Below are 24,985 nucleotides of genomic sequence, written 5' to 3'. Positions count from 1 at the left end.
ACGCCCGCCTTTCTCCCCAAATTCTTTACAACTCCTCTTAGGGTGGTGCGCCCCAGGCGCACCCCCTGAACGGTTACCCAAATTCTTTACTCTTGTGAGTCGGAGCGATCGCACTCTATTAATTCTAATTGGTTATTTTACCAATTCAAACAGCACAAACCGCTTGCTCCTGAGATCCAACCTAAATCTATGCCGATAAATTTTATATAGTTCTGGACGCAGGGGTGATCAGAAACCGGCTTTTTTTGCGAAATACTTCGTTACAGCCGGCAAAAAATCCGGTTTCTTTGGCTTTGATGCGTCCACTCAACTCTTCTCCTGTTTCTCATCGGATGGTGGGGACTGTTTTTGCATTTGTTTTTGACGTTCTCTCACAGCTTGTTCCAAAATGAATGCTGACAAGCCGCTGATTGAACGGCGTTCTTCATTTGCCCACTCTTGAAGTAGGTCATAAATTCCTTCTGCTATGGAGGTTGATATACGTTTAGCCATTAGAGGTTAATTATTTTTTATTTAAGCCGATCGTCATTGTCGAGTATTTTAGACAATTTTGTCGAATATGCAGCAAAGTGTTGCAATATGCTGCATTATGCGCTATATTCTTAGAGAGTCAAAAGCCAGCGCTGAACTTTTGCAGGGCCCGCGCTGGCTGATGGTTCCCCAAATACAAGGAGACAATCCACATAAAAGGAGACAATTACTATGGTAAAGCCTGTGAGCGACGGCAGCGAATATAACCGCGGCTATCAACAAGCTTTGAATGATTTTGGCATCACGCAACTGCTGTCGGGTATCCGCAGCTACTCTGATGAGGATTTTGAGTCCGATCGCGCGCGCATGACTGGGCCAGAGCTCGAAAGCTTTGCGGTGTTTCTAATTTTGCGCGTGGGGGCGAATCTGAACGGAAGTACGATCACCCGCTACCTCAACACTCTCAGAAAAGCAAATTCTCCGACGATCGCCGATCGCCCCGCGATCGAACTCAACTCAAATTCGATCTCGAAAACACCTGAAAAGTCAAAGGGGGGCGATCGCAATTCTTGGGCGATCGTCCGAATTTTACCGAATGCTGATCACTATACAATTGCGCGTTTTGTCAATCGCCAAGATGCGGACGATCGGCGGAGGGCTTTGTGTCGGTTTATTCCAGGGGGTGTGTTTGAGGTTGTGTGCGATCGGGCTTAATTAAAAAACACAAATCCCGTAGTCCGTCGGGGGTTAAAACCCCCGCCTGACTGTTGCAACAAATGTAAAATATCAGTTGGAATGAACTTTTGCTAAAAGCTTGATCGCTTCAATATCGCTTGTACTACAATTAAAATCTATACTCTCTTTACTAAAATCGATGGAAACCATCAATCATAAAGAAGAAGTCCGCAGCTTAATCGATCAACTGCCTGAAAACTTTACCTGGTCTGACCTGATATCTGCAATTTATCTCAGGCAAGCGATGAAATCCGAGCCTAATCCAAGTTAAAGGCATAAAACAAGGTAAAAACATCCAACTGTAAGACAAATTTAACATTCCTGACGGCTACGAAGTTCTGATTGAAGTGCGGGAAGTTTCCCCTGTCAACCATGAGGAGAAGCTGAAAAGAATGAAAGAGTTTTTCGCAGCTTTGTCAGATGAAGGCAGAGAGGAATGAAAAAAAATTGGAGAATTTCTAGAGCGCGCTCGCACAACCAATAGAAAATCATCGGTATGCCTCATAAAAAGCGCCGTGTACCACTGTTTGGCAGCAAGCGGGGTTTAATTTTAATATCTGACGATTTTGACGAGCCATTAGAAGATTTTAAGGATTATATGTAATGAGACTTCTGTTAAATACTCATATTAATTAAAGATTCTGCGTTTGATGCCTATTCTATTAATCGAATTTGGTAAATTATGAAAATGATAAAACAAATTATCAGCAGTGTTTTGGTTTGGGGTGTGTCTCTGACTCCTATGACTGTGCCGCTGATGGTTCAACCGAGTTGGGCGCAAAGTCAAAATTCACAGCTTGAAAAATTAAAGCAACTCATAGAGCAAGCAATAAAACAGGGACAGCAAGGACAAGAAGCCCGACAGGCAATAGAAACATGGCAGCAAATTCTAGCCATTGCGCGACAATTGAAAGAGAGAATAGGTGAAGCAAAAGCACTCCATTATATTGGTGTTAACTACAACAGAATCTTCCAACCGCAAGAAGCTTTGAAATACTACAACCAAGCTTTACCAATTGTGCGGGAAGTGGGCGACCGCGGGGGGGAAGCTGCTACTTTAAATAATATTGGTGGAGTATACAACAGTATCGGACAACCGCAAGAAGCTTTGAAATACTACAACCAAGCTTTACCAATGACGCGGGAAGTGGGCAATCGCAGGGGGGAAGCTGTTATTTTGAGTAGTATTGGTAAAGTGTACGACGATATCGGACAACCGCAAGAAGCATTGAAATACTATAACCAAGCTTTACCAATTAGGCGCCAAGTGGGCGATCGCAGGGGGGAAGCTACTACTTTGACTAATATTGGTGCTGCGTACAACAGCATTTCCCAACCGCAAGAAGCATTGAAATACTATAACCAAGCTTTACCAATTTGGCTGGAAGTGGGCGATCGCGGAGGGGAAGCTGTTACTTTGAGTAGTATTGGTCAAGTGTACGATAGCATTTCCCAACCGCAAGAAGCATTGAAATACTATAACCAAGCTTTACCAATTAGCCGCCAAGTGGGCGATCGCAGAGGGGAAGCTACTACCTTGACTAATATTGGTGGAGTGTACGACAGTATCGGACAACCGCAAGAAGCTTTGAAATACTATAACCAAGCTTTACCAATTTGGCTGGAAGTGGGCGATCGCAGAGGGGAAGCTACTACTTTGACTAATATTGGTGGAGTGTACGACAGTATCGGACAACCGCAAGAAGCTTTGAAATACTATAACCAAGCTTTACCAATTCTGGGGCAAGTGGGCAATCGCAGGGGGGAAGCTGTTACTTTGAATAATATTGGTGCAGCGTACTACAATATCGGACAACCGCAAGAAGCATTGAAATACTATAACCAAGCTTTACCAATTAGGCGCCAAGTGGGCGATCGCAGGGGGGAAGCTACTACTTTGACTAATATTGGTGCTGCGTACAACAGCATTTCCCAACCACAAGAAGCATTGAAATACTATAACCAAGCTTTACCTATTCTGCGGGAAGTGGGCGATCGCGCTGGGGAAGTTACTACTTTGAGTAATATTGATGCAGTAAACAACAGAAGTCAACCGCCAAGCAGAACCAATATCCCGCCAATTCCCCAATGAACAAGGTTAATTACCGGCTATATTGCAGGCAATTAAGAACCGCTAAACTCTCCCCCACAAAGCCAATCCGCCGCCCCTTCCCCTAGCCGCAATTATTCCATCTTCTACCAGAAAATATGCAAAAAATGCCTGCTTCCCCACACTCAAACTAAAAAATTCCGCCTCCCGCGCTTCTCCACCGCGAATAAATCCTTGATACACAGTTTTACCCAACAATTTCACCGTAATTCTGGTAAAATCAAAAGCTAAAATATTTTTATTAACCAAAAACTTAGTCGGCCCGGAAAGAGTTAGTACAATCGCCCCAACTTGCACCGAATTTTCCACCCTGCCGATTTCGCTATTCTCTTCCCCTTCAGCAACAGGTTCTGCCGCATAAGCAATTTGAATTTTCGCAATCCACTGAGGGATGTAACGTCCCGCACCCAACACAATCCCCGCTTTTTGTCGAGTCTTTTTTGTGCCCGTGATAAAGCAGAGTTGCCAGTTGCCGATTAATTGCTCGAAAGAATAGCGAATTTTATTTTTTTTCGCGTTTTTCTCAGCTTCTAGGAGGGCGGCGACTACAGCGTCGGGAGATGGTTGAGAATTAGATTGGGCAGCTTGTTCTAGAAGAGATATATTTTCCATTTAATAATATACAGATTTGTATTTTAAGGGTGGTAGCTGAGTCGATATCCCCCTAAATTCCCCAAAAAATCGGGGATTAGGGGTTGACTTTTACTGCTGCTTCGCCCTGATTAAGGGGGGCTTTGACAGCTTCTTGTCCCACCCCCTACTCGCCTTGTGTTTTGGAGGGCTAGGGACGATCGCATCTGTTAAATGCTTAAGTCCTAAAGCTGCAAGACATTGATAATATTAGCTGAAGTAGCGGAGAAAAACATGGTTGCGATCGCCCCCACAGACACAGAAATCATCGTCATCGGCAGCGGGATAGGCGGCTTGACTTGCGCTGCAATGCTTGCCCACTATGGCTTTGAGGTTGTGGTTTGCGAAAGCCATTCGATCGCGGGCGGCGCCGCACACGGTTTTGAACGCGACGGATTTAGGTTCGACTCCGGGCCCTCCCTGTACTGAGGATTATCCTACAGCCCGTCTGCGAATCCCCTGCGGCAAGTTTTGGATGCGATCGGCGAAAAACTCCCCTGCATCACCTACGATACCTGGGGTTGCTGTTTGCCAGAAGGCGATTTCGACACATCCGTCGGTGCGAGTCAATTTGGCGAAGTGCTCGCACAACTGCGCGGCGCGGAAGCAGTCGCCGAATGGCGGCAACTCCAGGGCATCATGGAACCCTACGCCAAAGCTGCCACAGCCTTGCCATCCCTGGCTTTGCGCTTCGATTTGGGCGCTGTTTTTACCCTCGGCAAATTTGCGCCGGCTTTCCTGCAAAGTGCTGGCGACGCGATCGCACTTGCAGGCCCTTTCAGCAAAATTATGGACAAAAACGTCAAAGATCCGTTTGTCCGAAATTGGCTGAATTTGTTGTGTTTCCTGCTGTCTGGACTTCCCGCCGACGGAACGATCGCAGCCGAAGTCGCTTTCATGTTCGCCGACTGGTATCGCCCCAATGCAGTTTTGGACTATCCGATCGGCGGTAGTGCAGCTTTGGTAAATGCCCTGGTACGTGGTTTAGACCGCCACGGAGGGCAGTTGCTGCTAAATTCCCACGTTGCAGAAGTTTTGGTGGAAAACAACCGGGCTGCGGGCGTGCGGCTGCGATCGGGCAAAATTATTCGATCGCACAAAGCCGTCGTCTCCAACGCTTCCGTTTGGGATACCCTGAAACTGTTGCCTGAAACCTCTGTCCCGCAAAGGTTTCGGCAAGAGAGGCAGGCCACGCCCGAGTGCGACAGCTTCATGCACTTGCATCTGGGAATTGATGCTGCCGGAGTGCGATCGGACTTGGCTTGTCACTACATCTTCGTCAAAGACTGGGAAATGGGCGTTTCGGCCCCTCAGAACGTCGTTCTCGTCTCGATTCCCTCCCTGCTCGACCCCGACCTCGCGCCTCCGGGAAAGCACGTCATTCACGCATATACCCCCGGAAACGAGCCTTACGATTTGTGGCAAAAGCTCGATCGCACCAGCCAAGAGTACAAGCTGCAAAAACAAGCGCGCGCCGAGGTAATGTGGGAAGCCTTAGAGAGAATTATCCCCAATATTCGATCGCGCTGCGAAGTCACCTTAGTTGGGACACCCCTCACCCACGAACGGTTTTTGCGCCGCCATCGCGGTTCCTACGGGCCCGGAATTCGGGCGGGTAACGGCTTGTTTCCCGGGCCGACAACGCCTTTAGCGGGGCTGTATTGCTGCGGAGATTCGACGTTTCCGGGAATTGGTTTGCCGGCTGTTGCTGCTAGCGGTGCGATCGCCGCCAATACGATCGCACCTTTGGACAAACATTTGCAATTGATTCGGGAAGTTATTAGTTAGTTGTTATTAGATATCTCCCATAATTATTGTGGAACAGGCAGGATGTCTGTTCAAAACCTACTTTTTAGGAGATGTCTATTAGTTATTTGTTATTTGTTATTTGTTAACGGGATTATTGAAGGGCTTTCATAGCGAAGGATGCGAACCCAAGAGTAAACAATAATTTGATATTAGTTAGTAAAATGTGACCGATATCTGTCAGCATAGAAATAGATAGTTCGATCGCAAAGAGGCCACCGTGCAACCCGTAGACTTTACAACTTTAACCGCAGCTTGCAGCGAACTGCGAGCCCAATGGCTGCCAGCGCGCTTAGAACAAGTCTACCAGCGCGATCGATTTACCGTGTCCCTGGCGCTGCGTACCATGAAAGGGCGCGGCTGGATTGACCTTTCCTGGCATCCTGTGGCCGCCCGCATCTGCGTCGGCGACCCCCCGCCCCGCATTCCCGATACCTTCACCTTCAGCGAACAACTGCGGCACCAACTCAGCGGTTTAGCCTTAGTTTCCATCGCCCCTGTTTCATCCTGGGAAAGAGTCATCGACTTGCAATTCGCCAAACGTCCCGGAGAACCAGCCCTCTGGCACCTGTACGCCGAAATCATGGGCAAGTACAGCAACGTCATCCTCACCGCCCAAGACAACCTCGTTGTCACCTGCGCCCACCAAGTCAGCGCCAAACAGTCCACCGTCCGTCCCATCCAAACCGGGCAACCCTACGAAATGCCCCCGTCGTTGACCGATGCAGTGCCTAGTCTGAGCGAATCTCAAAACCGCTGGCAATCACGAATTAGCCTTGTTCCTGGGCAATTAAAGGGCAATCTGTTGAAGAATTACCGAGGGATGAGTAAAGCCTTAGTTTTGGCAATGATTCGATCGGCTTCTTTAGACCCCGAACAATCCACCGACAGCCTCAATCCCGACGACTGGCAGCAACTATTCCAGCGCTGGCTATACTGGCTGCAATGCCTAGAAAACTCCAAATTTCACCCGAGTTTTACCCCCGAAGGCTACACAGTCATCGATTGGCCGACACCAGAAAATCAAAATGTACGGGCGATGCCCCCGTACTCGGCGCCCTCTAATTCTTCCTTCCTGACATCCGTTAAATCCGTTACAGAATCCGTTGCCGAACTTCCTTCTTCGGTTCAAGAAATACTTAACAGCTACTACACAGGCCAAATCAATCAAGAAGTATTCGCCCAACTGCGGCATCAGCTTACCCAAAAACTCAACAACGTCCTAGCCAAACTGCGCCTCAAAGCCAACACATTTAAAGAACGATTGCAGCAATCTGCAGACGCCGACACCCACAAATCCCAAGCCGACTTGCTGATGGCTTCTTTGCAGCATTGGGAACCGGGAATGAAATCAATTTCTCTCCCCGACTTTGAAACCGAAAAACCAGTTGTCATTTCCCTAAACCCGGAAAAAAACGCAGTTCAAAACGCTCAAGCCCTCTACAAAAAACACCAAAAACTTAAAAGAGCCCGCATAGCAGTAGAACCTTTATTAGCCGCCGTACAGGAAGAAATCGACTATTTAGAACAAGTTGAAGTCGCACTTTCAGTATTGGAAACCTACCGGAACACCCAAGATTTGCAAACCCTCGCCGAAATCCGCGAAGAACTGATCCAGCAAAAATATCTAGACGTACCAGATTACCGCAGTACCGACAAAAATGCTGCGATCGAATTTCACCGCTACCAAAGCCCCAGCGGCTTTGAATTATTAATCGGGCGCAACAACCGCCAAAACGACCAACTCACTTTTCGCACCGCCAACGACTACGACTTGTGGTTCCACACCCTAGAGATTCCCGGAAGTCACGCTTTGCTGCGTCTGGAACCCGGTACTGTGGCTGAAGAAACCGATTTGCAATTTGCCGCCGACATGACTGCTTACTACAGTCGCGCCCGCCACAGCGAACAAGTCCCGGTGGTTTATACAGAACCGAAATATGTATACAAGCCCAAAGGCGCAAAACCGGGTATGGTTGTATACAAGCAGGAGCGGATTGTCTGGGGTAGACCGCAGCAAGCTCCGGCATAATTTATATAAAGTGAGTAAAAGGGTCGATCGGCAATCGAAACTTCGTTTTTACCTCAAATAACCTGTTTGGAACCGATAAACCTACGCAGAAACCGGATTTTTGAACCTAGGGTTGATTATACAAAGTGACTGGGAGTGCGCTCGCCCCCTAATATCAAATCCGGTAGCATCGGAATTATTCATCTCTGTATTCTCTCCCTCTGCGTTCTCTGCGCCCTCTGCTGTTAAATCATTCCGATGCAACCGGAAACGATATCACAATTTATATTCGCCTGTAATGTAAAGTTTTATTACAAAACTTTACATTTTGTTGATAAAGTACCCCTTAAGAGAGATGATATTTCTTTTAGAACCCTTTGCAAAGAAACGTGCAACTTGGGTTTCCTCACTGTGAGAAAAACACTGTGGGAACACAACGGATTTAACTATTTGTGCAGACCAGCTTTAGCTAAAGCTGGTCGTTTTTGTTTAAACCTTAAACCCAAGCCCCCACCGATTGTAGATTGGCGATTTTAGATTTTAGATTAAAACCGCCAATCTAAAATCTAAAATCTAAAATCTAAAATCCCCAAGGCCCGCTCTTAGAAAGTAAACGTGGTTCTGACAACCCCAATCACCAAATCAGAATTATTCTTATTGTGGTCGGGAGCAGTCAGCCAAATCAAACCAGGAGTGATAGCAATATTATCGCTCAACTTAAACTGATAAAAACCTTCAACGTGCAGCGAAGTATCCTTATCTTCCGGCAAAGTCCGATTAGTAGAACTCGTCACCCGCGGCTCCATACCTACCACAATCCCCGCCACATTTCCTTCTTTCAACAAATCAGGAAAAGCCAAAGTAACTGCCCAGTTCCAGATTTTTTGATCGCCCCGCTGCACAGAACCCGTAGGAGTAGCCAAGTTGGATAAAATGCGCTGGTTGGTGTAACCCGCCCAACCGCCAATTGCAAATCTCCGGTTCAACTGCCACGAAGCTTGCGCGCCGTAGGAATTGCTAGAAACTGGCACATTGCTATCGCTGTCGAGCCCGAAGGAAGCCAGACGCACCGGGAAATTAGAAGCATTGCTGCCGGTACCGGTGACGACGTTGTAGGAATTAACGTAAGTTAAACCTAAAGCCATGTTCTCGTTGGGTTTGAAAGTCAACTGAGCCAAACCGCCGTAAGAGCCGTTAAACAAACCATTCCCCCGCGTCGGGTCCGCAGCATTGCCGGCCATATATCCCAAACTCAGCTCTAGTTTTTCCCCAAACTGATGCCGCAGAGCGATACCAGAACCACCAATCAAATAGTAAATCGGGTTGCGAGTACCGAAATTAGAAAGAGCACCGTAGCTGCCGTCTCCGTCAAAGTAAGGGTTGACAGTGTTGGTAAAATCATCAGCAGCGCCGGCGTTGGCTTCTAGAATTACAGTAGTGCTTTTGCCGATAGGGAATTGGTAAAGCAGCGCATCTAAACCTACGGTATTGCTAGCCTCGCCAAAAGGCCCAGCATTAAACCGCAATTCCCCTTCAGCGGTTTTCGTATTATTAGTAGAAAACGAACCCAGATTCAAAACTTGCAGTCGAGTTCTCAGCAAATCTTCTCCAGAGAAACTCGTGTCGAAATTGATACGAACCCTGCTGCCAAAAGCCGTCGCTTTATCGGCATCGTTACCTTCAGCATCCTCTCCCCTGGCGATACCCGCCAAACCAAATATCACTTCGCCGTTGAGTTTAGTCGTAGTCGAAAACTGATTTGCTTCTAATTCAGAGGCGCGCGCTTCCAAAGCATCGACGCGGCCACGTAAAGTTGCCAATTCCGCCGCAAATTCTTCTTGCAACCTTTGCACAGAAGCCAAATCTTCTCGCGTCGCCAGATTTCTGGAACCGCCTTGAATCAGCTCACTAACTTTATCCAAACACGCATTTAAACCTGCGGCAAACTCGTAGCGAGTCATCGCCCGGTTACCGCGAAAAGTGCCGTCAGGATAACCAGCTATGCACCCGTAGCGCTCTACTAGAGACTGCAAAGCTTGGAACGCCCAATCTGTGGGCCGAACGTCGGAAAGTTGCGAAACAGAGGTTACTTGGCCGGCCGCATCTTCGCTGCTACTGCCTTCTGTGCTGTATTCGTTGATTTGTTCTAAAACATTTGACTGTGCTGGAGGTTGGGCATTTGGATTTGGCGATTGGGAAATCTGCTCTTGGGCGCTTAAATTAGTCGGTGTAGCGGCGGGTTGGGTTTCGCTTAAGTTTGCGGGCTCGACTGCGGGAATTTGCTCCGCGACAGGTTCTTCGGCACTGAAATTTGCGGGCGCGACTGCGGGTTTGGTTTCGCTTAAATCCCCTGCAACTGCGTTTTCCGGTGCTTTTGCTTGTTCGGCAACTGGGGCAATCGGCTCGTTAGCGTTAGCCAAGCGATCCGAAGGAAAGCCCTCGTAGAGGTTCGCACTTTCTTTCTCAATAGTTTCAACAGTCAAGTTGCTAGCTAGCGACGCTGCTTCGCCTGTCTCAGCCTTTGCTGTTTCAGCCTTTGCCACCTCGGTTGCAGCACCTGCTAATTGCAATTGATCAGCTTGAGCTATGGTGGCAATTTCTACCTGTTTCTCTGCTGCTAGCGCCGTCGAAGATACGACTAAACTTGCTGCCAATACAGCGGGACTAACTAAAAGTCCCTTCCACAAAAATTTGGACATTTTTTCCTTACACCACATTGAGCCGATCGCCCGTTCCGAAGATTTAGGCACCAGCAAATCACCTTCAATATTCTGCCTAATAGTAATTCTTGTCAACAATCGGGGAAATCACTGTCGGAGAGTGCAGTTTGGCTGTGGCTGATTTGACAAAAACTCCGTTTATTCCCAAAATCCTTGGTTTGAGCTAAATAGTTACATAGAAACCTGGTTGATGGCCCGATATTGCGTAAGTGATCCCTCACTAAGACTAATATTGACAGCACTGGCGCTAACAAATCGTTTGATCGGCTACAAATACAAGTGAAAAAACTCAAATACGCCCTAGTTCACGAATGGTTGACGCCCTTAGCTACTGGCGGTTCAGAACTCGTAGTACAGGAAATCCTCAAACACGTAGACGAGGCAGATGTCTATGCCCTCATCGACTTTGAATCGGCCAATCCCGAAAGCTATCTTTTCGGCCGACAGATTGGCACAACATTTTTACAGCACTTTCCCAAGGCCCGCAGCGGTGTCCAAAAATATCTGCCCTTTCTGCCGATCGCGATCGAACAACTAGATCTGCGAGAATACGACATCATCCTCTCCTCATCCCATGCCGTTGCCAAAGGCATCCTCAGCAGTCCCCAGCAAATGCACGTCTGCTACTGCCATACGCCCATGCGCTACGCTTGGGACTTAACTTTTGACTATTTGCGTAGCAGCAAAGCCGGACGGGGCATCCAGGGTCTGCTGACGCGATATTTGTTGCATCGACTGCGGCAATGGGACGTAATTTCCGCCAACCGCGTTGATTATTTCATCGCTAACTCTCAACACACGGCGCGCCGAATTTGGCGATGCTACCGGCGGCGGGCCCAGGTGATTTATCCGCCGGTAAACATCGAGCGATTTTCCTTGATGCGGCAAAAACAAGACTTTTACGTCACCGTTTGTCGGTTGGTAAGTTACAAAAACGTAAGTGCGATCGTCCAAGCATTCAATCAACTCGGGCATACTCTAATTGTCATCGGCACCGGGCCAGAATTAGAAATGATTCGGCAAATCGCCAAACCCAACGTGCAAGTGCTCGGCTGGCAACCCGCCTCCATAGTTGAAAAGTATATGGCAGAGGCGAAAGCCTTTGTCTATGCAGCTTGCGAAGATTTTGGCATAGCTTTGGTAGAGGCTCAAGCTTGCGGAACACCAGTAATTTCCTATGCAGCAGGGGGCGCTTTGGAGACAGTGCTCGACATTCGCCAACACCCAGAGACAGGAACTGGTTTATTTTTTTCCTCCCAAACCGCATCAGCATTAGTCGAAGCTGTCAAGGAATTTGAGCAGTTGCAAGGCAAATTTCGCCCAGAAATCTGCAGGTTGCGCGCTGAACAGTTTGCCCCCAAAGTTTTTGGGCAGCGCTATCTAGCTTTTGTGGAACGCTGCTATCAGGAATTTCACTCCCGTGATTTTACCGAGTCTGGGGCTTGAGAGTGCCAGAACCCGATAGCGTGACAATCTTCCTTCTGCCTTTGTATAAGTGCCTTGAGAAGACCTCTGCATCAGTGCCTTGTGCCTTTTTCCTTCGGCCGCCAGAAGCCCTCTTCCTTCTTCCTTCTGCCTTTTGAAGCCTTCTGAAGGCAGAAAATTGAGTATTGGAAACATAATTGAGAGAACAAAGCGTCTTGAGGCTTTATGATCAGGACTGTGTGTGGTGTGAAGTGAAGGAGTAAGATGACTGCCGACAGCCAACTAATCTCCGGCAAGGTAATTCGAGCGATCGCAAGACGCGGTTTTGGGTCTGTCCTGCAAGGAGATAGACGCATAAGCCGTTCTCTACAGAGCTTCGACGGAGAACTTTTCAAGCGGTTATTTGACATCCTGTTTTCCTTATCGGTTCTGATCCTGTTTGCTCCGGTTTACCTGCTTTTGGCTTTCTTAATCGCCTTAAGCTCGCCCGGTCCTATTTTTTACGTACAGGAACGAGTAGGCAAAAACCGTAAAAGGTTTTATTGTCTTAAATTCAGAACGATGGTGGAAAATGCGGACGATATATTGCTAGAAATCATGGAAAATTCTCCGCATTTGCGTCAAGAGTTTGAGGACAATTTCAAGCTGAAACAAGACCCTCGAATTACCTGGATTGGAAGATTTTTACGAATGACCAGTTTAGACGAGTTTCCCCAGTTTTGGAATGTTTTAAAAGGAGATATGAGTGTCGTCGGACCGAGACCTTTAGTTGAAGAAGAACTGCCGAGATACGGCAGTCACATCAACAAAATTCTCACCATAAGACCTGGAATTACAGGCTTGTGGCAAGTGTCTGGTCGCAACGATATTCCCTATCCCCGCCGAGTCCAAATCGACCTCTATTACGCAAATGACAAAAACCTTTGGATGGATATGTGGATTGTTTTCAAAACAATTGGAGTTGTGATTTTTCCCAAAAATAACGGCGCATACTAATTTTTGTCCGCAGTCAGCAATCGGTAGTTAGTTTTATTTGTTACTGACCACTGATGCTGACTACTGACAATCAGCGACAAACTCTTTGTCAAAACTAAACAGTTCCGGGATGCCGATCGAAGAATTGTGAGCTTAACTACAGGGGCAAATACTTAAATAAACCTACCTCTTATTCATCTAGAAAGATCAGTTCTTCTAGATAGACTACTTTAGGTTTAGGTGTTAAACTTAACTCTATAACCTTTGGCTTAAGGGGGATAGCCTACTTATCTTGGGATAGCCCACTACCCAACAGCGTAGGAAGTAAACTTCAACTGGCTTTAGGTAACTAAAGTGAAGTTTGAGTAAGTTTGATAAAGCAGTTTGAGAATACGGCAGAGAGCAACAGCCTCTGCCAAAAAATTTATTGTGAATTAACACAGCCTGTCAAAGGAAAATCAGATGACGCAACGTAAGCGAGCGCTAATAACAGGTATTACAGGTCAAGACGGCTCCTACTTGAGCGAATTACTGTTAGAAAAAGGATATGAAGTTCACGGCATTATCCGGCGCAGTTCTAGTTTCAATACCGATCGAATTGACCACATTTATGTCGATCCTCACAGCGAGGGTGCGCGCCTGTTTCTACACTACGGCGACTTGACGGATGGCACTACTCTCCGCCGGATATTGGAAGAAGTTCAGCCGGTAGAAATTTATAACTTAGGCGCTCAATCTCACGTTCGAGTCAGTTTTGACTCGCCGGAATATACGGTTGACACAGTAGGGATGGGAGTATTGCGGCTGCTAGAAGCAATTCGGGACTATCAGCACCGCACCGGCATAGAAGTGCGGTTCTATCAAGCAGGTTCTTCGGAAATGTTTGGTTTGGTGCAGGAAGTTCCGCAGAAGGAAACAACTCCTTTTTATCCCAGAAGTCCTTACGCCTGTGCCAAAGTTTACGGTCACTGGCAAACAATAAATTATCGCGAATCTTACGGACTTTTTGCCTGCAACGGCATCTTGTTCAATCACGAATCTCCCCGCCGTGGCGAAACTTTTGTAACTCGCAAAATTACTCGCGCCGTTGCCAGAATAGTCGCCGGCAAGCAGAAAAAGATTTACTTGGGCAATCTCGATTCCAAGCGGGACTGGGGCTATGCTAAAGACTACGTGCAGGCGATGTGGCTGATGTTGCAACAAGACAAGCCTGACGATTATGTCATTGCTACCAACGAGACCCATTCCATTAAGGAATTTCTCGATTTGGCTTTTACTTACGTCAATTTAGATTGGCAAAAATATGTGGAGTTTGACGAACGCTACTTGCGGCCGGCAGAAGTCGAACTGTTGATTGGCGATTCGACTAAGGCGCGCCAGCAATTAAATTGGGAACCTTCTGTAACTTTTCAAGAGTTAGTACATTTAATGGTAGATGCTGACATGAAAGCTTTAGACGAGCAAGGTCGAGGTTCGGGCAACGGATTTGATTAAGTCGCTAAACCAAGCCGTCAGTGCGAACAATTTGTCGGGGTAGGGCCCCGTGTCTACCCCCTTGGCGAAAGGCGCGCACCGGGGGATAGCCCCTGCACACACTTCACAACTGATCAGACGGTTGTTACAGCTATTAGCGTAGCGCGATCGGCATTCAAAGAACCAGCTTAAATGCTCGCAAAATTTTCGGCTGTGCGAGCTAAAAAAAACATTAAAATGATAATTGAGGAGTCGCGACCCCTATATCTAACTTTCGGGTGTGAACGGCGCAAATTGTCCCTATCGGGTGCAGCTAAAACAAATTTGTGGGCAACCTCATCCTGTAGCTGAAAGCTTTTTTTGCTAAAGCAACAATTTTAGAATTGAAATTGTCGATCAACCTTTATTCAAAATCCCGAGGCTAAAATTATGACAAGCTTGGATTTAAGCAGCAAACGCATTCTAGTCACGGGCGGCGCCGGTTTCTTGGGCCGTCAGGTAATCGACCAGCTAGTGAAAGCAGGGGCCGATGCTGATAAAATTTCGGTAACTCGATCGCGCGACTGCGACCTCCGCGTCATGGAAAACTGCAAGCGCGCCGCCGACCAACAAGATATGATCGTTCACCTCGCCGCCCACGTCGGCGGCATCGGCTTAAACCAACTCAAACCCGCTGAATTATTTTATGACAATTTGATGATGGGCGTGCAACTAATCCACGCCGCCTACGAAGCAGGAGTCGAAAAATTTGTCTGCGTCGGCACGATTTGCGCTTATCCCAACTTCACCCCAGTTCCTTTCAAAGAAGACGACCTCTGGAACGGCTATCCAGAGGTAACTAACGCGCCTTACGGAGTAGCGAAAAAAGCCTTATTAGTCCAACTACAATCCTACCGCCAGCAGTACGGATTCAACGGTATCTACTTGCTACCAGTAAATCTTTACGGCCCGGAAGATAACTTTGACCCGAAAAGTTCCCACGTCATCCCCGCATTAATTCGCAAAGTCCACGAAGCGCAAGAAAGGGGAGACAAAACACTCCCAGTTTGGGGAGACGGCAGCCCTAGCCGCGAGTTTTTGTATTCCACAGATGCCGCGCGGGGAATTGTGATGGCGGCTCAATCTTACAGTGAATCTGACCCGGTTAATTTGGGAACGAATAGCGAAGTTAAAATTCGCGATTTAGTGGAAACGATTTGCGAATTGATGGGATTTGAGGGAGAAATTGTCTGGGAAACAGACAAACCGAACGGTCAGCCACGCCGCTGTTTGGATACGCAAAGGGCTAAGGAAAAGTTTGGTTTTGTTGCGGAGGTGAAGTTTAAGGAAGGGTTGAAAAATACGATTGAGTGGTATCGACAACACGCAGTTTGAGTGTGAAAAACCCGGTTTATTCAAGAAACCGGGTTTTTTTAGGAATAATACTAAATGGGTTAGAAACCTCATTTACAATAGTCGCCGGTTGCCACCTATCCTACACAAACGAGTCCGTCTTCTGGCACTAAGAAATTATACAAATTTGGGTGATAATTCAATGACAATACTCGACAGCAGTGCCGTGTCCCTACTGCTGTGTCCTGTATTTCATCCGAGTGAAAACTGCTATAATATAAATACCTCTACTGAAATCATCGAAAACTGAAATTCACAGAAAGCCCATGATTGCCGATCGCACCCACAATTATATCTCGCCGGAAGAGTATCTGAAGTTAGAAGAACTCAGTCCGCTCAAACACGAGTATATTCAGGGCGAAGTCTATGGAAGGGCTGATGCAAATGATGCTCATGTGACGGTGGCGGGCAACTTATGTACACTTTTGAGAAATCATGTTCGGGGTAGTGGCTGTCGTGTTTATATGTCTGACATGAAAGCTAGGATTGAATCGAAGAATATTTACTACTATCCTGACGTGATGGTAACGTGCGATGAACGGGACAAGGCATTTCAATCTTTTAAAAGATATCCTTGTTTAATTGTCGAGGTTTTGTCAAATGGTACTGAAGGATTCGATCGGGGCGATAAGTTTGCTGACTATCAAGAATTAGAAACGCTTCAAGAGTATGTATTAATTAGCCAAAAACGTGAGCGGGTAGAGTGTTTTCGCCGTAATGCTGAAGGGTTGTGGGTTTTGTATTCCTATAATCAAGGAAGCGAAATTCACTTGGCTAGCGTAGATTTTCGCACAGGTATTGATGCTATTTATGAGGATGTAATTTTTACGAAGGAAGATTCAGAAGCAGAAATTCACGAAGTGCGATCGAGGGGATAAATGGAAAGTGCGATCGTACCTCAGTTAAGGAAGGGCGATCGCACTTGGGGATGAGGGAAAAGAAAGGGCGATCGCCTAGTTAAAACTCAATACGTCGTGTTATTGGGTTTGGGTGGTTTGCCACGAGAACCGCTGGTTTTTTTTACAAACATTCTCCCTGGGTATCCCAAGGAATGTTGGCGAAAAAAACCCTGAGTTTCTCCAGATTTATGATAATCTGTTCAATTCGTTCTTTTGACTGGGTATCAGTTGAAGTAATTTCGTGCAGATGCTTGAGATACTGTTTGCATTTTGCTTCAACTGCGTCGGCACCTTTATCAAAGGCTGTGGCTGTCTCTTGCCAATACTGGTCGATTCCTCCTAAGAATTTATCAACAACACCCTGTTTTTTGAATTGTTGGTGAATTTCTTTTGCTAACCGCTTCTGCCAAGCTTCCCCAAAAAAATTCCACACCAAAGAAGCCAGTCCAGCAGCTAAACCGATCCCTAGAACTATTGGGCCACCAATCGCAGCTACGAAAGAAATTACTGTTGCCGTGCCACCACCGATACTAATACCAAGTGCTGACAAAAGACTGACTAATTTCGCTACTAAGATATAGCTGCCAAGATTGCCAAGGCCTGCTGCCCAAGCGGCTAAGGCACCATAAGTACCTAAACCTGCTATCCCACCAAGAAAAGCTCCTTTTGTATCGAAGGGAATAGATACTACTATTCCATCTTTGTTGGGAAGTTTAGGCACTGGGTATTTTTCTAGAAAAGCGTCAATCTCAGCCTTGAGTTTTTCAGAATTGACACTAATCCGATTTTCTAAATGACTTTGCAGCAGATCGACTAAATAACCGGGAGCGTATTCTTGAGCCTCTTTCTGTTTGTCGTATCTCTGGCGAATCATTTGTTCTATAAACTCTACATCGATCTTTTTTGCCGCATAGGTCTGAAAGGATTGGCGGGTATCTTTTTCTAATTCCTTAATTTGTTTGCTCACTTGACTGCGTTTTTGCCGCATTTCTCGCTGACGTTCAGGTTCATTTTTCTCCGCTTTCTCAAGATCTTTTCGATACTCCTCTATTTTTGCAACAGTTGTTTGATATTGCTCAATCGAGTTAGCGTATTCTTGGTTTTTGTCCTTTTTGACCGCATTAATTTCGCGGTCGATACGAGAGGTGACTGGTTTAGGAAGAGTCTCGCAGAGGAGTTGAGTTAAATCATCAAAGAGACGCTGACAGCGCTCCGGCTTTTCTGACCAGAAAGTGAAGAAACGCTTTTGCACATCTTCCTTGGTAATATCCCGCTTTGTTAGCTTCCGACGAAACTCTATAGCAGTTTCATCAAGTTCTTTATACAGTCTCGCTGAAGCTTTATTGAGAATTTTGGGAAGCTCATCGTCAGGGATACTCGGATCTGCGTGTGTCGCCACAATAAAGAAATTGCCTAGCGTCGGAAAGTCGTTGCATTCATTCTCTGGGGCCGGCAACAAACGCAGCAAATTCCGAAGTCGCACCATATCTTGACCATTGATGTGACCCTTGGCAGGAGAAGCATAAAGCAAGACATTAGCAATCTTGGTGGCACTATTAGCTTTCTCAACATCCTTTGATACTTCATCTTGTTTATCAGAGTAACCGGGAACGTCAATCAGGTTACACGCTCTTAATAAAGGAGCATCTACATAAACTATAGCTGTATGTCCGCCGTCATTGCTGTCGTCTGAGTCATCATATTGGTGTACGCCATATTTTTCTAGCAGGTCAAAGGAGCCGAATTGCAAAAAATGCTTCTGACAACGCTCCCTATCCTCTAAATATAGGAAGTCAAAATTTAGCTGGCCGTTTTCATCTTGCCAAAATTTTTCATCAATAATTCCCACGTTTCCATCAAACCATTCGGGGCGACTTTCCACATGACAAACAATGGTAATGACTCTTGTTGCAGGCTGATAGCCTGTTGGCAATACTTTTTGACCTAAAAGAGTATTAGCAAGATAGGATTTGCCAGAGTCAAATGCTCCTGTCAAGACAACATTTGGTTTTTGATAATACTGGTTAATTTGTTCTTGCAGATCGTTAGGTATACGTAGTTCCGTTGGCAATTCTAGCCAAGGTAAAAAAGAATTTTCATCGATATACTGATTAAGTAAATTTAGCCGGCGATAAAGTTCAGCGTAGGGACTGCCTGGTTCAATTCCTGGGAGTGGAGGTATTTCCTCTGACATGGCAGTTGCAATGTCAACACCTAATATTTGCAGCCATTTTACTGCCATTCCCATCGGAACTTGTGCAGGGAACTGCTCATAATTTTTAACCTGATCTACAGAAATACCGAGCCCGCTGGCAACTGATTCTTGACTGATACCTTTCTGTTCCCGATAGCGTCTAAAATTAATGTTCATAGCATTCTGCTACCCGCTAGTTTAATCCACAGGAAGTTATTTGTTTTTTATAATTATCTTCTAATTATGAATTTATCGGAGTCATAAAATGTCAAATTTTATCAGCAATTTAGACGATCGCTCTCTCAGAAAACGTCAGATTGTGTCATCTTTGTCAGAAAATGTCATAAAAAATATGATAAAATAGGCAAAACTTTCACGCCTACCTGACTAATGAACGTTCAAGAAGTCTTGGGATTTGCCGATGACATGGTTTTCGCCAAGACGGGAGAACATTTGGAGGATCTGCAAAAAGCTATCCTGCTGGGTGTATGGAAAGGTCAAAGATACTCTAAAATTGCAGAAGAATCTCACTGCACAGAAGGTCATGTCAGAAATGTCGCATCGGAATTATGGCAACTACTCTCAGATGTATTAGGTGAAAATGTCAATAAATTAAATTTTAGGTCGGCATTGGAGAGGTCGCAATTTGCCTACTTTTCAAATTATGGAAAAAATTCTTTACAGATTGGTAATGTAAATGTCTGTGATAATAGTTTGCACGCTTCAGAAATTCCAAAAACCCGATCGCCCTCAACCCCCACCTCAGACACCTCCAAACCCCAAACCCGACTAGACTTAGCAGACGCACCTCATATTTCATCATTGTTCGATTCGCCTGATGGCGATAGCTTCGCTTCACGCACATCCGAACTCGCCACCCTGGAAAAATGGATCGTCCAAGACAAGTGCACCCTCGCAGCCATATCAGGACTCAGCGGCATCGGCAAAACCGCACTTTCTCTCCACCTCATCCAAAAAATTCAGCATAACTTTGAATGCGTCATCTGGCGAAGTCTCCGCCACTCCCCACCGTTAGAAACTACCCTAAAAAATCTCCTAGAATTTCTCTTAAATAAACCCGAAATCGAACTCCCTAGCAGCATACCCGATCGACTTTCCCTGTTAATGGAATATCTGCGAAAAAATCGCTGTCTCATTATTCTCGACGACGTGCAAACCATTCTCAGCAGCGGACAATTAGCAGGAAATTACCGCCCAGAATGCGAAAATTACAGCATCCTTTTCAGACAAATCGGAGAAACAACCCACAACAGTTGTTTAATCCTCAATAGTTGGGAACCACCCAGAGAAATTACCGCGTTAAAAGGAGAAAAATCACCAGTTCGCAGCTTACAAGTCAAAGGCATAGGTGCAGCAGCAGCCGAAATTTTCCGACAAAAAAGTTTACTCAATCCCGAAACATGGGAAAACCTAATTAACACCTACCGAGGCAATCCATTGTGGTTAAAAATAGTCGCCACCACCATTCAAGAAATATTCCGAGGTAGGGTTGCAGAATTTTTGAAATATGATATGCTATTCTTAGGTGAAGAATTGGCAGCAACATTGCACCCGCAGATAAATCGTTTGTCAGAATTAGAAAAAAAACTAATCTGCCGCCTCAGCCGCGAAGCAAGTTCAGTTTCAATAGAGCAATTGCGACAAGATGCCAATTTACCGCCCTCCGACTTATTCGACGGGCTGCAATCTTTGGGGAGGCGATCGTTAGTTGAAATAGAAGAACAGGAGAATGAAACGCTATTCAGCGTTTGTCCTGTGGTGAGACAATATGTGCTCTCAAATCCAGTTTGTTGATACTTTCCGACAGTCCGACAGTCCGGCAGTCCGGCAGTCCGACAGCCCGACAGCCCGACAGTCCGACAGCCCGACAGCCCGACAGTCCGGCAGGGGTTGAAACCCCTGCCTCAAAGCTAAAGTCGGTTAAAACTGATATCTTGCAGCAATATCAATAAGAGGATTTTTCGTGGGTCGGGCGGGTTTATAGAACCTATTTGCAAGCTTTAAGGCTGTTGGCGAACCCGCCCCTACGGCTAATTGAGAATGGTGCAAGATATCAGTTAAAACCGACTGCAGAGTGTGATGGAAATGCAATTAATTGTAGTCCTCTTTTAGAGGACTTTCGCTGTGAGACAGGGGTTGAAAACCCCTGTCGGACTGGAAGTCAAACGAGAGATTCGATCGCAAATATGAATACTGCTGAACCTTCATTAACTAAAACCGAATTAAGAAAATCGCTCCTCAACACCCGCAAATCCCTATCAGCACAAGAATGGAGACAAAAGAGCGATCGCATCTGCAATCATCTGCAAAAGTCGCCCTTATTCACCCAAGCAAAAACAATCCTCGCCTACTTCTGTTGTCGCCAAGAACCAGATTTAAGTCCCCTATTTGTAACTCCCCGCAAATGGGGATTTCCCCGCTGTGTCGGCAAAGAGCTATCCTGGCACATCTGGCAGCCAGGAGATGCTTTACATACTGGAGCTTATGGCATACTCGAACCCCTGCCCGATGCTCCTAAAATCGACCACTCAGAAGTAGATTTAATGCTCGTACCCTCAGTAGGCTGCGATGTTCGCGGCTATCGCTTGGGCTACGGCGGCGGCTATTACGATCGAATGCTCAGTTTAGCTGAGTGGGAATCAAAAATTGCGATCGGCATTATCTTTGAATTTGCCTTGGTCGCCCAACTACCATTTGACTCTTGGGATCTACCGCTGCACGGCATTTGTACAGAAAGCGGTTGCAAAAGTGCACAGCGAAAATCTTAAACGGGCATAAACAAATTAATTTTCCGCAATTATGCCTATATCCTCTTAATCTAGAATCTAGAATCTAAAATCTAAAATCTCTAAAATCTAAAATAGTATGGCCCAGCGCTACGTTCGAGTAAAAACAACACAAGGACACATCCATTACGGTTTACTGCAACTCAGCCACAGCGTTCAAGTATTTGATGCACCTCCCTGGTTAAAAGGACAACCAACCGATTTGGAACTTTCACCAGATACTTACCAAATTCTCGCCCCGTGCTCTCCCTCAAAAATTGTAGCCGTAGGCAAAAATTATGTCGATCACGCCGCCGAGATGGGAACCCCAGTACCGGAAGAACCACTGCTGTTTTTCAAGCCTCCGAGTGCCGTCATCCCAGCAGGTGCAGAGATTCGTTATCCGCAGCAGTCGGAAAGGGTAGACTACGAGGGAGAATTAGCCCTGGTAATTGGCGAACATTGTACCAACTGCACTCCCGAACAAGCACACAGCAAAATTTGGGGATATACGATCGCCAACGACGTAACAGCCAGAGATTTGCAAAAGCGGGACAACCAGTGGGCGAGGGCCAAAGGGTTCGATACTTTTTGTCCCTTGGGGCCTTGGATTGTCCGCGAACTGAGTCCTGCTGCACAATTGCAGACTTTTATCAATGAGAGCGAGCGACCGGTACAGTCATCCCCGATCGATCGCATGGTATTTTCCCCAGACTTTCTCGTCTCCTACATTAGTCAAATTATGACCCTAATTCCCGGTGATGTGATACTGACGGGAACGCCGCAAGGAGTAGGGCCGCTACAAATAGGCGATCGAGTCCGCATCGAAATTGAAGGCATCGGCAGTCTTGAAAATACAGTAGTTATTAGTAATGGGTAATTGGTAATTATCACCAACAACGGTCAACTAACTAACGAACCTGCATATAAACAGCATCCGAAAGCGGAGGAATCTCTGCATAGCGTCCCAAAAGCGACTGCACGACTGCATAGACAAATGCAGCAAAAGCGCCCAAAAACACCATGTTATACAGAGTTTCCGCAATAAATGCGACTTGAACGCCGTTAGAAAAGATCGGCAAAACCAGACCACAGAGCATCAAAACAATGTCTAAAAGAATCGCCTGCATCGCATTAAAACGAATGAAGTGACTGATGTTTTCGTTTCTAACTACTCCTAAATACAGAGCAAAGAAGATAATCAAGCTAGCAAAGGGCAAACTATAAATTTGCATCAATGGAGCTAGCGGTATCAACAACAGTTGCAAGACAGGAAACTGTGTAAACAGAAACCTGCCAAAGGCAAGCCCGTCAACCAACGGAAGCAAATAAGGCAAAGAAGCAAAAATCCGGTCTGGAACAGTTGTAGATCCGCGCCAAGTCATAATGAACTCTCCTGAGTCGATCGATTAACTATTAATTCCATTAAACTCAGGATAACGCAGCAGCAGGGTTTGTGTTCCGACTCGCCCGGAATTGGCTTTTTACTCAGCGGGGAGCAGCCTCAACTACCAAGGGCAGGCTTTCTTATTTAATATTGGCAATGACGAAGCCCATTTGACACTCGTACCGATCGGGCAAATTTTCCGTAGGTTTAGCAACTGGATGTCCACAGCGAAGCTCTCCACCACTCCAGCGCGGTTGCCCAGTGCGATCTGCCAGCAAACAACTTTGGCAAACACACTGAGGGGCAAGCATCTGATTTTCCATTAAAATGACTAACATTTGATACCTCCGGCAGGTTTCACACCAGTAATTTCATTGTATGTCAGGAGTTGGGGACAAACCGCTTAACCTGAACACAACGTAATATTTATGTCAATGGTGCGAAATCCGTAGTACGGTATAAGATCCCCAATTCCCAATCCCAAAACTGTCAAGAGGTTGATTATTGTGACGGACACTAACTTAGAATTCCTTTCCAAAACCGATCCGCTAATTGCCGATTTAATCGGGCAAGAGCTCCAGCGGCAGCGAGACCACCTAGAACTCATCGCCAGCGAAAACTTTACCTCCGCAGCGGTAATGGCAGCTCAAGGATCAGTGCTGACCAATAAATACGCCGAAGGACTGCCAGCGAAACGGTACTACGGCGGCTGCGAATTTATTGACGGCATCGAGCAAATCGCGATCGACCGCGCCAAACAGCTATTTGGAGCTGCTCACGCCAACGTCCAGCCCCACTCCGGCGCTCAAGCCAACTTTGCAGTATTTTTGAGCTTGCTGGAACCCGGAGACGGAATTATGGGCATGGATTTGTCCCACGGCGGCCACTTGACCCACGGTTCACCAGTCAACGTATCCGGCAAATGGTTCAAAGCTTTTCACTACGGCGTCAGCCAAGAAACAGAACAGCTCGACTACGACGAAATTTTGGCACTTGCTAAAGAAAACCGACCGAAATTGCTAATTTGTGGCTATTCAGCATATTCGCGAATTATCGACTTTGAGAAGTTTAGAGCGATCGCCGACGAAATCGGAGCCTACCTGCTCGCCGACATCGCGCACATCGCCGGGTTAGTCGCCACAGGGCATCACCCCAACCCCCTCCCCCACTGTCACGCAGTCACCACCACCACTCACAAAACCCTGCGGGGCCCCCGTGGTGGCTTGATTATGACCAATGACCCGGAATTAGGTAAAAAGTTTGACAAAGCAGTTTTCCCCGGTACTCAAGGTGGGCCCTTAGAACACGTCATTGCGGGCAAAGCAGTAGCTTTCGGCGAAGCATTAAAGCCTGAATTTAAAACTTATTCCGGTCAAGTAATTGAAAATGCACGGGCTTTAGCGGCACAGTTGCAGCAGCGGGGTTTAAAACTCGTTTCCGGCGGCACGGACAATCACTTAATGCTAGTTGATTTGCGATCGGCAAATATGACAGGCAAGCGAGCGGACCAATTAGTCAGCGGTGTGAATATTACTGCTAATAAAAATACCGTGCCTTTCGATCCGGCATCGCCATTTGTCACCAGCGGTTTGAGACTCGGTTCGCCGGCGATGACCACCAGGGGAATGGGAACAGCAGAATTTACCGAGATTGGCAATATTATTGCCGATCGCCTGCTAAATCCAGATGATGAAAGCGTCGCAGCAGACTGCCTGCGTCGAGTAGCAGCACTGTGCGATCGCTTCCCCTTATATCCCCACTTGTACTTGAAAGTGCCGGCATTAGCTTAATTTTCCTGATCGGCAATGGGAAATTGGTAGTTGGAAGTGTACGGGTAAAAGGGTAAAAGAGCAGGAAAAGATTGAGAGTTGCCGGTAGCGATATTGACAAGCGGTTTTCACCAAAAATATCGCTCGCCAATACGGTTTTTAGTAAAGATATTTATCGGGCGGGGCTGGTTTGACTAACGGT

19 protein-coding genes and 1 pseudogene are annotated in these 24,985 nt (G+C 46.5%); 14 read left to right on the top strand and 6 right to left on the bottom strand.

Features of this window, described 5'->3' with window-relative positions; translation table 11 throughout:
• Positions 1 to 306 precede the first annotated feature (306 nt).
• Positions 307 to 492 carry a ribbon-helix-helix domain-containing protein gene (locus tag QUA24_RS18595; protein WP_172188865.1) on the bottom strand — a complete coding sequence of 62 codons (186 nt, stop codon included), beginning with the start codon at positions 490 to 492 and terminating at the stop codon, positions 307 to 309.
• Positions 493 to 702: 210 nt separating this feature from the next.
• Here QUA24_RS18595 and QUA24_RS18590 point away from each other — a divergent pair, with 210 nt between their 5' ends.
• The 3 genes from QUA24_RS18590 to QUA24_RS18580 all read left to right on the top strand — a co-directional run bounded on the left by QUA24_RS18590 (position 703) and on the right by QUA24_RS18580 (position 3,298).
• Positions 703 to 1,185 carry a hypothetical protein gene (locus tag QUA24_RS18590; RefSeq protein ID WP_333231147.1) on the top strand — a complete coding sequence of 161 codons (483 nt, stop codon included), beginning with the start codon at positions 703 to 705 and terminating at the stop codon, positions 1,183 to 1,185.
• A gap of 517 nt (positions 1,186 to 1,702) precedes the next feature.
• Positions 1,703 to 1,810 (top strand): DUF2281 domain-containing protein, encoded by a 108-nt coding sequence (locus QUA24_RS18585; protein ID WP_333231145.1) that lies wholly within the window; start codon positions 1,703 to 1,705, stop codon positions 1,808 to 1,810.
• 84 nt (positions 1,811 to 1,894) lie between these two features.
• Positions 1,895 to 3,298 carry a tetratricopeptide repeat protein gene (locus QUA24_RS18580; RefSeq protein ID WP_333231143.1) on the top strand — a complete coding sequence of 468 codons (1,404 nt, stop codon included), beginning with the start codon at positions 1,895 to 1,897 and terminating at the stop codon, positions 3,296 to 3,298.
• A gap of 42 nt (positions 3,299 to 3,340) precedes the next feature.
• Here QUA24_RS18580 and QUA24_RS18575 read toward each other — a convergent pair whose 3' ends face one another.
• Entirely contained in the window at positions 3,341 to 3,928 is a 588-nt protein-coding gene (locus QUA24_RS18575; RefSeq protein ID WP_333231141.1) for a hypothetical protein, read from the bottom strand.
• A 252-nt stretch (positions 3,929 to 4,180) separates the two neighbouring features.
• On the opposite strand from QUA24_RS18575, the pseudogene QUA24_RS18570 reads away from it, so the two are divergent.
• Both QUA24_RS18570 and QUA24_RS18565 read left to right on the top strand, forming a co-directional pair.
• Positions 4,181 to 5,734: pseudogene (locus QUA24_RS18570) on the top strand (phytoene desaturase family protein).
• Positions 5,735 to 5,972: 238 nt separating this feature from the next.
• Positions 5,973 to 7,784 (top strand): NFACT RNA binding domain-containing protein, encoded by a 1,812-nt coding sequence (locus tag QUA24_RS18565; protein WP_333231139.1) that lies wholly within the window; start codon positions 5,973 to 5,975, stop codon positions 7,782 to 7,784.
• A gap of 581 nt (positions 7,785 to 8,365) precedes the next feature.
• On the opposite strand, the gene QUA24_RS18560 is transcribed toward QUA24_RS18565, so the two are convergent.
• Positions 8,366 to 10,462, bottom strand: coding sequence for an iron uptake porin (locus tag QUA24_RS18560; RefSeq protein ID WP_333231152.1), 2,097 nt, complete (start codon positions 10,460 to 10,462; stop codon positions 8,366 to 8,368).
• A 300-nt stretch (positions 10,463 to 10,762) separates the two neighbouring features.
• On the opposite strand from QUA24_RS18560, the gene QUA24_RS18555 reads away from it, so the two are divergent.
• From QUA24_RS18555 to QUA24_RS18535, 5 genes are all read left to right on the top strand, one after another.
• Positions 10,763 to 11,929 (top strand): glycosyltransferase, encoded by a 1,167-nt coding sequence (locus tag QUA24_RS18555; RefSeq protein WP_333213177.1) that lies wholly within the window; start codon positions 10,763 to 10,765, stop codon positions 11,927 to 11,929.
• Between the two features lie 243 nt (positions 11,930 to 12,172).
• On the top strand, positions 12,173 to 12,904 hold the full coding sequence (locus tag QUA24_RS18550) for a sugar transferase (RefSeq protein ID WP_333213176.1): 732 nt from the start codon (positions 12,173 to 12,175) through the stop codon (positions 12,902 to 12,904).
• Between the two features lie 441 nt (positions 12,905 to 13,345).
• Positions 13,346 to 14,377, top strand: a complete 1,032-nt coding sequence (gene gmd, locus QUA24_RS18545; RefSeq protein ID WP_333231137.1) for a GDP-mannose 4,6-dehydratase — start codon at positions 13,346 to 13,348, stop codon at positions 14,375 to 14,377.
• 408 nt (positions 14,378 to 14,785) lie between these two features.
• A complete protein-coding gene (locus QUA24_RS18540) occupies positions 14,786 to 15,730 on the top strand; it encodes a GDP-L-fucose synthase (RefSeq protein ID WP_333231135.1) in 945 nt (314 codons plus the stop codon).
• A 284-nt stretch (positions 15,731 to 16,014) separates the two neighbouring features.
• A complete protein-coding gene (locus QUA24_RS18535) occupies positions 16,015 to 16,626 on the top strand; it encodes a Uma2 family endonuclease (protein ID WP_333213173.1) in 612 nt (203 codons plus the stop codon).
• A gap of 142 nt (positions 16,627 to 16,768) precedes the next feature.
• Here QUA24_RS18535 and QUA24_RS18530 read toward each other — a convergent pair whose 3' ends face one another.
• Entirely contained in the window at positions 16,769 to 19,018 is a 2,250-nt protein-coding gene (locus tag QUA24_RS18530; protein ID WP_333231133.1) for a dynamin family protein, read from the bottom strand.
• Positions 19,019 to 19,231: 213 nt separating this feature from the next.
• Between QUA24_RS18530 and QUA24_RS18525 the strand changes: the two genes are divergently transcribed.
• The 3 genes from QUA24_RS18525 to QUA24_RS18515 all read left to right on the top strand — a co-directional run bounded on the left by QUA24_RS18525 (position 19,232) and on the right by QUA24_RS18515 (position 22,507).
• Entirely contained in the window at positions 19,232 to 20,656 is a 1,425-nt protein-coding gene (locus QUA24_RS18525) for an NB-ARC domain-containing protein (RefSeq protein ID WP_333231131.1), read from the top strand.
• 392 nt (positions 20,657 to 21,048) lie between these two features.
• Positions 21,049 to 21,630, top strand: a complete 582-nt coding sequence (locus QUA24_RS18520) for a 5-formyltetrahydrofolate cyclo-ligase (RefSeq protein ID WP_333167383.1) — start codon at positions 21,049 to 21,051, stop codon at positions 21,628 to 21,630.
• 97 nt (positions 21,631 to 21,727) lie between these two features.
• Positions 21,728 to 22,507 carry a fumarylacetoacetate hydrolase family protein gene (locus QUA24_RS18515; RefSeq protein WP_333231129.1) on the top strand — a complete coding sequence of 260 codons (780 nt, stop codon included), beginning with the start codon at positions 21,728 to 21,730 and terminating at the stop codon, positions 22,505 to 22,507.
• 31 nt (positions 22,508 to 22,538) lie between these two features.
• On the opposite strand, the gene QUA24_RS18510 is transcribed toward QUA24_RS18515, so the two are convergent.
• Positions 22,539 to 23,012, bottom strand: coding sequence for a Tic20 family protein (locus QUA24_RS18510; protein WP_333077581.1), 474 nt, complete (start codon positions 23,010 to 23,012; stop codon positions 22,539 to 22,541).
• 142 nt (positions 23,013 to 23,154) lie between these two features.
• Positions 23,155 to 23,352, bottom strand: coding sequence for a hypothetical protein (locus QUA24_RS18505; protein WP_006631916.1), 198 nt, complete (start codon positions 23,350 to 23,352; stop codon positions 23,155 to 23,157).
• 168 nt (positions 23,353 to 23,520) lie between these two features.
• Here QUA24_RS18505 and glyA point away from each other — a divergent pair, with 168 nt between their 5' ends.
• Positions 23,521 to 24,804 carry a serine hydroxymethyltransferase gene (gene glyA / locus QUA24_RS18500; protein ID WP_333081031.1) on the top strand — a complete coding sequence of 428 codons (1,284 nt, stop codon included), beginning with the start codon at positions 23,521 to 23,523 and terminating at the stop codon, positions 24,802 to 24,804.
• Positions 24,805 to 24,985: the final 181 nt, after the last annotated feature.

The sequence above is a fragment of the Microcoleus sp. Pol12B5 genome (assembly GCF_036701335.1).
Classification (GTDB): Bacteria; Cyanobacteriota; Cyanobacteriia; order Cyanobacteriales; family Microcoleaceae; genus Microcoleus.
This window is presented reverse-complemented; position numbering and strand designations above follow the sequence as displayed.

Bases quoted from the DNA above. Each gene is read 5' to 3' on its own strand.
- QUA24_RS18595 (WP_172188865.1), bottom strand. From the start codon at position 492: ATGGCTAAACGTATATCAACCTCCATAGCAGAAGGAATTTATGACCTA.
- QUA24_RS18590 (WP_333231147.1), top strand. From the start codon at position 703: ATGGTAAAGCCTGTGAGCGACGGCAGCGAATATAACCGCGGCTATCAA.
- QUA24_RS18585 (WP_333231145.1), top strand. From the start codon at position 1,703: ATGCCTCATAAAAAGCGCCGTGTACCACTGTTTGGCAGCAAGCGGGGT.
- QUA24_RS18580 (WP_333231143.1), top strand. From the start codon at position 1,895: ATGATAAAACAAATTATCAGCAGTGTTTTGGTTTGGGGTGTGTCTCTG.
- QUA24_RS18575 (WP_333231141.1), bottom strand. From the start codon at position 3,928: ATGGAAAATATATCTCTTCTAGAACAAGCTGCCCAATCTAATTCTCAA.
- QUA24_RS18560 (WP_333231152.1), bottom strand. From the start codon at position 10,462: ATGTCCAAATTTTTGTGGAAGGGACTTTTAGTTAGTCCCGCTGTATTG.
- QUA24_RS18550 (WP_333213176.1), top strand. From the start codon at position 12,173: ATGACTGCCGACAGCCAACTAATCTCCGGCAAGGTAATTCGAGCGATC.
- gmd (WP_333231137.1), top strand. From the start codon at position 13,346: ATGACGCAACGTAAGCGAGCGCTAATAACAGGTATTACAGGTCAAGAC.
- QUA24_RS18540 (WP_333231135.1), top strand. From the start codon at position 14,786: ATGACAAGCTTGGATTTAAGCAGCAAACGCATTCTAGTCACGGGCGGC.
- QUA24_RS18535 (WP_333213173.1), top strand. From the start codon at position 16,015: ATGATTGCCGATCGCACCCACAATTATATCTCGCCGGAAGAGTATCTG.
- QUA24_RS18530 (WP_333231133.1), bottom strand. From the start codon at position 19,018: ATGAACATTAATTTTAGACGCTATCGGGAACAGAAAGGTATCAGTCAA.
- QUA24_RS18525 (WP_333231131.1), top strand. From the start codon at position 19,232: ATGAACGTTCAAGAAGTCTTGGGATTTGCCGATGACATGGTTTTCGCC.
- QUA24_RS18520 (WP_333167383.1), top strand. From the start codon at position 21,049: ATGAATACTGCTGAACCTTCATTAACTAAAACCGAATTAAGAAAATCG.
- QUA24_RS18515 (WP_333231129.1), top strand. From the start codon at position 21,728: ATGGCCCAGCGCTACGTTCGAGTAAAAACAACACAAGGACACATCCAT.
- QUA24_RS18510 (WP_333077581.1), bottom strand. From the start codon at position 23,012: ATGACTTGGCGCGGATCTACAACTGTTCCAGACCGGATTTTTGCTTCT.
- QUA24_RS18505 (WP_006631916.1), bottom strand. From the start codon at position 23,352: ATGTTAGTCATTTTAATGGAAAATCAGATGCTTGCCCCTCAGTGTGTT.